Source organism: Streptomyces sp. NPDC059564 (assembly GCF_042735575.1).
Classification (GTDB): domain Bacteria; phylum Actinomycetota; class Actinomycetes; order Streptomycetales; family Streptomycetaceae; genus Streptomyces.
Genome location: NZ_JBHWBP010000209.1, coordinates 1 through 7010, shown reverse-complemented (window position 1 = coordinate 7010; position 7010 = coordinate 1). Strand labels below are relative to the sequence as shown.

Sequence of the window (7010 nt, the reverse complement as noted above, 5' to 3'; positions counted from 1 at the left end):
TTTACGCCGCACTTCCCCCCCCGCAATGGGGGGGCGGGCCCCGGCGGCGCCCCCGCTTCCGTCTGCCCCGATCCGGAAGAACCACCGATCAGAAGGCAGCACCCATCAGAAGAACACCGACCGCCGCTGCACCAGCAGCTTGTACAGGGTGTGCTGGATCTGCTCCCGGACCTGGTCCGTGAGGTTGAACATCAGCATCGGGTCCTCCGCCGCCTCCGGGGCGTACCCGTCCGTCGGGATCGGCTCCCCGAACTGGATCGTCCACTTCGTCGGCAACGGCACCGCGCCCAGCGGCCCCAGCCACGGGAACGTCGGCGTGACCGGGAAGTACGGCACCCCCAGCAGCCGCGCCAGGGTCTTCGCGTTCCCGATCATCGGGTAGATCTCCTCCGCGCCCACGATCGAGCAGGGCACGATCGGAGTCCCGGCCCTCAGCGCCGTCGAGACGAACCCGCCCCGCCCGAACCGCTGGAGCTTGTACCGCTCTCCGAACGGCTTCCCTATCCCCTTGAAGCCCTCCGGCATCACCCCGACGAGCTCCCCCGCCTCCAGGAGCCGCTGCGCGTCCTCCGCGCAGGCCAGCGTGTGCCCGGCCTTCCGGGCGACCTCGTTCACCACCGGCAGCATGAACACCAGGTCCGCCGCCAGCAGCCGCAGGTGCCGCTCCGCCGGATGGTGGTCGTGCACCGCCACCTGGAGCATCAGCCCGTCCAGCGGGAGCGTCCCCGAGTGGTTCGCCACGATCAGCGCGCCACCCTCCTTGGGGATGTTCTCGATCCCCTTGACCTCCACCCGGAAGTACTTGTCGAACAGCGGCCGCATCAAGGACATCAGGACCTGGTCCGTCAGCTCCTTGTCGTAGCCGAAGTCGTCGACCTCGTAGTCCCCGGTGATCCGCCGCCGCAGGAACGCCAGCCCGCCCGCGAGCCGCCGGTCCCAGCCGTCACCGGCCGCCGCCCGCGCGGGCCCGGACGCCGGCTCCGGCCCGGCCACGGGCTCCACCGGCTCCGCGGGCGTCGGCACCGCGCGCACCTTCCGGGCGGCGCCCCGCCGGCGCGGCCGGTCCTCGTCGAACGGAATGACCTTGGCGTCCGCCACTATCGCTTCGCTCCCTCATCCACACCGTCGATCGCACCGGCGACCGGGCCGTTCACCTTCGGGTCGTCCACCCCCAGCGCGGAGGCCACCCGCCGCACGGCCCGGTCGACCCGGTCCTGCGGCAGCAGCCCGCGCCCGCGGCTCCGCGCGAAGTCGGCGAAGGTCTCCACGGTCGTGTACATCGGCCGGAACCCCAGGGTGTCCCGCATCTGGGTGGTCTCCACGACCCGCCCGTGCGTCAGCAGCCTGATCTGCTCCGGCGAGAAGTCCGTCACCCCCACCGTCCGCAGCGCCGAGCCCACCCACGTCACCGCGGGCAGCAGCAGCGGCACCGTCGGCCGCCCCAGCCGGCGCGAGCACTGCGACAGCAGCAGCACCCCGTCCCCCGCGATGTTGAACGTCCCGCTGTTCAGCGTCCCCCGCCGCGGCTCGCCCGCCGCCAGCCGCAGCACGTCCACCACGTCGTCCTCGTGGACGAACTGCAGCCTCGGGTCATAGCCCAGCACCGTCGGCATCACCGGCATCGAGAAGTACTCCGCCAGCGCCGAATCCGCGAACGGCCCCAGGATGTTCGCGAAGCGCAGCACGCACACCGCCACGTCCGGCCGCCGGCGCGCGAAGCCCCGTACGTAGCCCTCGACCTCCGAGGCGTCCTTGGCGAAGCCGGCGCTGGGCAGCGACTTCGGCTGGGTGGTCTCGGTGAAGACGGCCGGATCCCGCGCCGTGCCCCCGTACACGCTGGTACTCGACTTCACCACGAGCCGTCGTACCGTCGGCGACTTCTGGCAGGCCCCGAGGAGCTGCATCGTCCCGATGACGTTGGTTTCCTTGACGGTGCTGCGCCCACCGGGTGATCCCGCGGCGCCGCCCGTGACGGCCAGATGGACCACCGTGTCCACGTTGTGCTCCGCGAGCACGCGGGCGATGGCCGACTGCCTGATGTCCATGCGGACGAACTCCGCCGAGCCGAGCCGGTGCGGCGGACTCACCGCGTCGACGGCGATGACCCGTTCCACGTCCGGATCGCGCTGGATGCGGCGCACGAAGCGGCCTCCCAGCTGCCGGGCAGCCCCGGTGACGAGCACGACCTTCCCCACGAGCTCAGCGCCTCCCTCGAAGAAGTACCCCGGCTGCACCGCAGCCCCTCCACCAGGATGGTGGAGGGGCTGCGGAGAACACGTACAGCTGCCGTTTACTTCTTGTTACGGCGCTGGACGCGGGTGCGCTTGAGCAGCTTGCGGTGCTTCTTCTTAGCCATCCGCTTGCGCCGCTTCTTGATAACAGAGCCCACGACTACCCTCGCTCACTTCTCTTCACTCGGTGCGGGGCGTCTGGGCCCACACGACCTACGTCGGCCTAGCCTACCCGCCCAAAGTCCGAGCTTGTAATCCGAGCCCTCCGCAGGTCCTCCTGAGCTTCAGTCTCAGGCCGACTCCACCCCCACAAAGGACTCCCGGAGGTACTCGTGAACCGCGTTCTCGGGGACCCGGAAGGACCGGCCCACCCGGATAGCGGGCAGATGACCGTTGTGCACCAGGCGGTACACGGTCATCTTCGACACTCGCATCACCGAGGCGACCTCCGCCACGGTCAGGAACTGAACCTCACTGAGAGGCCTCTCGCCAGCAGCCATGACACACCTTGACCTTCCGCGCATGACGGGCACCGGCTTCCCCTCCGGTTACTCCTCGTCGTCGCACGCTCACTCCCCAGAGTAGGGGCGTGTGATACGAGTGGGGAAGAGGAGCTACGGCCACTCCTGACGACCCGGCAGCCGAGCGCGGTGCAACAGGTAACGAATGAGCGGCCTGTAGTAATCCGAGCGCACCCCGTCATCAAGCGGAACGGTCACCGCGACCCTCCCCTCGGCCTCTCCGACGAACAGCGCGGGATCGTCCGTATCCGCCAGCCCGATCGCGTCCACACCCAGCTGACCTGCGCCGCAGACCCAGCCGTGGTCCCCCACCACCAGTTCCGGCAACGGCCCGCCGGCGTCCGCCAGCGCCCCGAGCGCGATCCGAACCGGCAGCGGCGAATGGGAGTGCGCGCCGGTGGCACTCGCGGCCGGCCGCGCGCCGCCTTCCCGCACCAGTGCGACTCCCCGTACGTAATCGATGCGGTGCGCGCGTACGCCGAACCGGGTCGCCATGTCGACAGCGACCCCCTGCGCCGGGGTGAGGACAACACATCCCGCCGCCGACAACGCCCCCGCCAAAGAGGCGTAGAACTCCAGGAGGCGGTGGGGATGACCCGTGCCGAACAGTACGGGCGACCGCGCCCCGGCCGCCGCCCCCAGCCGCTCCGCGAACGCCTCCAGGGCCGCCACCGTCCGCTCCGGGTCGATCACGTCCGGCCCGCTGACGTGCGCCGGGTCCGCCGAGACCCCGCACTTGTCCGCCATCAGCCTCAGCAGGTCACCCTCGTCCCAGCCCCGCTCCGGATCGAGCCCCAGCAGCATCCGCGGGTCCCGCGCCGCGAACAGCCGGTAACTGCGCAGGCTCGACTCCCTCGACGTGGCGACGGGCCCGGCCAACCGGGCGGCCAGCAGATGCGCACGCAGCGCGCCGGTGCTCAACACCCTCCGATGCTGCCGCACCGCACCTGGCGGGTCATCACATCTCGCGAACCGCCCCACAGTTGGCGTAATGATGCACCGTCACATTCCAGACCGTCACACCAGCATCCCGCGCAACGGGAACACCGCCCGGCGCGTCGCGAGAACGGCCTGATCCGTCCGGTCCCCCGGATCGTAACCGCCCTCCCACGCCCGCCACCGCGCGTCCCGACCGTCGGTCATCCGCGCCGGCCCGCCCTGCCGCGTCCGCGCGTACACCTCGTCCCGCCACTCCTGCGGCACCGGCGCCGCCGGATCCACCGGCCGGTGCGCCACGATCCCCACCAGGTGCGTCCACGACCGCGGTACGACGTCCACCACCGCGTACCCGCCGCCGCCCAGCGCCAGCCACCGCCCGTCCGCGTACTCGTGCGCCAGCTCGTGGCAGGCCTCCTGGACCGCCCGCTGAGCGTCCAGCGACACCGCCAGGTGCGCGAGCGGATCCTCGAAGTGCGTGTCGGCCCCGTGCTGGGTGACCAGAACCTGCGGCCGGAAGTCCGCCAGCAGCTCCGGCACCGTCGCGTGGAACGCCCGCAGCCAGCCCTCGTCACCGGTCCCGGCGGGCAGCGCCACGTTCACCGCCGACCCCTCGGCCGCCGGACCGCCCGTCTCCTCCGGCCAGCCCGTCTGCGGGAACAGCGTCCGCGGGTGCTCGTGCAGGGAGATCGTCAGGACGCGCGGATCGTCCCAGAACGCCGCCTGGACGCCGTCCCCGTGGTGGACGTCCACGTCCACGTACGCCACCCGTTCGGCCCCCAGCTCCAGCAGCCGCGCGACCGCCAGCGCCGCGTCGTTGTACACGCAGAACCCGGCCGCCCCGCCCGGCATCGCGTGGTGCAGCCCGCCGGCGAAGTTCACCGCGTGCTCCGCCTCGCCCCGCCAGACGGCCTCCGCGCCCGCCACCGACTGCCCGGCGATCAGCGCCGAGGCCTCGTGTATCCCGTGGAAGGCCGGATCGTCCATGGTCCCGAGCCCGTACGAACCGTCGGCGGCCCCCGGGTCGGCCGACACCTCGCGCACGGCGGCCACGTAGTCCTCCCGGTGGACCAGCCGCAGCGTCGAGTCACCCGCCGCGGGGGCCGCCCGCACCTCCATCGCCCGGTCCAGCCCGAAGGCCCGTACCAGGCCCATGGTCAGCGCCAGCCGCACCGGATCCATCGGATGGCTCGGTCCGAAGTCATACCTCGTTACCGCCTCGTCCCACATCAACAACCCGCGGCCGCTCATGCCCGCCACCGTATCGGGCCCGGTCCGCGCCGAACGAGCGGGTCTGGAAGAGCGTGACCAGCACGAGCACCATCGGCACGAGCATCGCGCCCCGGTAGCTCCAGGCGTCCCCGATGCCCCCGACGAGCGGCGAACCGATCAGGAAGCCCACGTAATTGAAGATGTTCAGCCGGGCGACGGCGGTGTCGGAGACCCCGGGGAAGAGCCTGCCCGCGGCGGCGAACGTCTGCGGAACGATCACGCACAGCCCGATGCCCAGCAGGGTGAATCCCAGCATTCCCGTCCACGCCCCCGGCGCGGCGGCCACCACCGCGAACCCGCCGGCCGCCACCACCGTCCCGCTCCGCACCACGGCCACCGCGCCGAACCGGCGCACCCCGAGGTCACCCACGGCCCGCCCGATCAGGGTGGTCACCATGTACACGTTGTACGGGACGGTCGCCAGCTGCTCGGAGCTGCCGAGCACGTCCTGGAGGTACTTGGCACTCCAGTTCGCCACCGTCGAGTCCCCGATGTACGCGCACGCCATCACCACGCACAGCGGCAGCAGCAGCTTGCCGCCCTTCGCCGGCCACCCCTCGCCCGCACCGCCGCCCCCTGCCGCGCCGCCCGCCGGGGCCGCGTCGGCGTAGAACCGGCTGCCCACCAGCGCCACCGGCAGCAGCACCGCCACGGCGGGCAGATAGCCGGTGAACAGCGCCAGGTGCCAGTGCGCCCCCGCCCAGGCCGCCGAGGCACCCAGGATCCCGCCGAGGCTGTACGCGGCGTGGAACCCGAGCATGATGCTCCGCCCGTACGCCCGCTGCAGGCTCACCCCCAGCATGTTCATCGAGGCGTCCAGCGCCCCCACCGCCAGCCCGAACACCCCCAGGGCCACCGCCACGTGCCACAGCCGGGTCCCGGCCCCGACCCCGAGCAGAGCGAGCAGGACGACGGGCTGCGCCCACCGCAGCACCGTGCTCGGCGGGATCCGCTTCACCAGGTGCTCGGTGGCGACGCTGGAGACCCCGGCGAGGATCGGCACGGCGGCGAGGAACGCGGGCAGCAGCCCGTCGGATATCCCGTACTGGTCCTGAATGGCCGGGATCCGGGTCACCAGCAGGGCGAAGGCGACCCCCTGCGCGAAGAAGCTGAACCCGAGGGCGCCACGCCCGCGCCGCAGCCGCACGTCAACTGTCATGGCGGCACAGCGTAGGCCCCTGACCTACCGGTGGGTAGAGCGATCACACACCCAATCCGAGCAGGCCGTACAGCTCCTTCATCTCCCCGAAGTAGGCGGTGGCACCGGGGAGGGCGTCGGCGGGGGACATCGACGTGTACGCGAGCACGTCCATCCCGGCGGCCCGGGCGGCCTCCACCCCGAGCCGGCTGTCCTCGACGACGACGCACCGCGCGGGCGCGACCCCCATCATGTCGGCCGCGTGCAGGAACAGGTCCGGGGCGGGCTTGCCCCGCCCCACGTCCTCGGCGCTGAAGATCCACTCCTCTTCGAACCACTCGTCCAGGCCGGCACTGCGGTGCCCGACCCGGATCCGTTCGTGGGTCCCGGAGGAGGCCAGACAGTACGGGACCCCCTGCGCGGACAGCTCGGCCAGCACTTCGGTCACCCCGGGGACGGGCTTCAGCTCCCGCGCGAAGGCGGCGGTGACCCGCTCCTGCAGGGTGTGGTCGAACTCCTCGGGCAGCCGCTGCCCGCTCCGCTCGTAGACCAGATCGTGCACCCGGTGCACCGCGGCCCCCATGTAGTCCCGCAGGGACTCGTCATAGGTGGTGGGATGCCCGAGCTCCGTCAGGTACGCGGAGAGGATGGTGTTGGAGAGCGGCTCGCTGTCCACGAGGACGCCGTCGTTGTCGAAGATGACCAGCTCATAGCCCATCCACCCAGCGTACGAGCGACCGGCTCGGGTTCCCGGCAGCCTCGTACGGGTAAACGGTGGAACCGTACCCGGCCGGCCGCGCGCCGGACCCCGAAAAGTCCGTAAACGCAGAAAAGCCCCGCACCAGTTACCTGGTGCGGGGCTTTCCCACAATGATTGTTCGGCGGCGTCCTACTCTCCCACAGGGTCCCCCC

The 7010-nt window shown here is 71.5% G+C and carries 8 protein-coding genes; all 8 read right to left on the bottom strand.

Annotation, left to right across the window (positions count from 1 at the left end):
* Positions 1-105: 105 nt before the first annotated feature.
* Positions 106-1098 carry a lysophospholipid acyltransferase family protein gene (locus ACFV0Q_RS27890; protein WP_385009116.1) on the bottom strand — a complete coding sequence of 331 codons (993 nt, stop codon included), beginning with the start codon at positions 1096-1098 and terminating at the stop codon, positions 106-108.
* Positions 1098-2195: an NAD-dependent epimerase/dehydratase family protein gene (locus tag ACFV0Q_RS27885; RefSeq protein WP_385009115.1), complete on the bottom strand. Its 1098-nt coding sequence runs from the start codon at positions 2193-2195 to the stop codon at positions 1098-1100. The genes ACFV0Q_RS27890 and ACFV0Q_RS27885 overlap by 1 nt, the downstream gene beginning before the upstream one ends.
* Before the next feature lie 95 nt (positions 2196-2290).
* Positions 2291-2389: a 30S ribosomal protein bS22 gene (locus tag ACFV0Q_RS27880; protein ID WP_003948845.1), complete on the bottom strand. Its 99-nt coding sequence runs from the start codon at positions 2387-2389 to the stop codon at positions 2291-2293.
* Positions 2390-2521: 132 nt separating this feature from the next.
* Positions 2522-2731 (bottom strand): helix-turn-helix domain-containing protein, encoded by a 210-nt coding sequence (locus ACFV0Q_RS27875; RefSeq protein ID WP_162688852.1) that lies wholly within the window; start codon positions 2729-2731, stop codon positions 2522-2524.
* Between the two features lie 114 nt (positions 2732-2845).
* Complete coding sequence (locus ACFV0Q_RS27870) at positions 2846-3676, bottom strand: phosphatase (protein ID WP_385009114.1); 831 nt, start codon at positions 3674-3676, stop codon at positions 2846-2848.
* Between the two features lie 93 nt (positions 3677-3769).
* A complete protein-coding gene (locus ACFV0Q_RS27865) occupies positions 3770-4939 on the bottom strand; it encodes an acetoin utilization protein AcuC (RefSeq protein ID WP_385009113.1) in 1170 nt (389 codons plus the stop codon).
* Entirely contained in the window at positions 4890-6119 is a 1230-nt protein-coding gene (locus tag ACFV0Q_RS27860) for an MFS transporter (protein WP_385009112.1), read from the bottom strand. The genes ACFV0Q_RS27865 and ACFV0Q_RS27860 overlap by 50 nt, the downstream gene beginning before the upstream one ends.
* 43 nt (positions 6120-6162) lie before the next feature.
* On the bottom strand, positions 6163-6816 hold the full coding sequence (locus tag ACFV0Q_RS27855) for an HAD family hydrolase (protein ID WP_385009111.1): 654 nt from the start codon (positions 6814-6816) through the stop codon (positions 6163-6165).
* Positions 6817-7010: the final 194 nt, after the last annotated feature.